Origin of the sequence: Lyngbya sp. CCAP 1446/10 (assembly GCF_026130175.1) — a bacterium.
Classification (GTDB): domain Bacteria; phylum Cyanobacteriota; class Cyanobacteriia; order Cyanobacteriales; family Microcoleaceae; genus Microcoleus.
On sequence record NZ_JAIGNI010000144.1, the window covers coordinates 1 to 613 of the forward strand.

Below are 613 nucleotides of genomic sequence, written 5' to 3' on the forward strand. Positions count from 1 at the left end.
ATCATGGGCGACATAAGAAGAACCAAGTAGGTATAATATTTGACATCAATACCGAAACATGAACCTATTCATATTCACTCATTTATTTATTATACACCGCTGAGGTTATTAAATTTTCATTCCTAAGGGCGATCGCCATAGATCAAGCCAGAAAACTCGCCGATTTTTTCGGAGTTGATATTAGTTTGCTTCTGGAAGTGCGATCGCACCCTGTCTAACCGCAAAAGTAAGCGAAAAAGCCCGCAAGTTGTTCCGTTTATGCTGTAACCATTTCGGGTTTGCGATCGGGTGATGCTGGCTCAAAGTACAACACCATGATTTGCTCTCTTTGCAGCCCGACAGACTCATAAGTACATCCGTTGCGATCGCTAAATTCAACCTCAAACGCCGCACCATCAGTCAACAGTTCAACCACAGTGCCTACTTGTCCGCGCCACAGGTTGTATTCAGGAATGTCAACATTCAAGGCAATGACATCTAGTAATTTAATGTATCCGCTCAATAAGTTGCGGTAAATCTTAATTTTTCGACAGTGTATAACTTATTTGATTCTACAAATATCTTAATTCAGCCACAAAAATCACGCATTTACTGCTTGACCGCTAAATTTTGA

The 613-nt window shown here is 40.6% G+C and carries 1 protein-coding gene; it reads right to left on the reverse strand.

The annotated features are described in order from the left end of the window. Window positions 1-256: 256 nt before the first annotated feature. Window positions 257-502, reverse strand: a complete 246-nt coding sequence (locus K4039_RS26675) for a DUF4926 domain-containing protein (protein WP_265239515.1) — start codon at window positions 500-502, stop codon at window positions 257-259. Window positions 503-613: the final 111 nt, after the last annotated feature.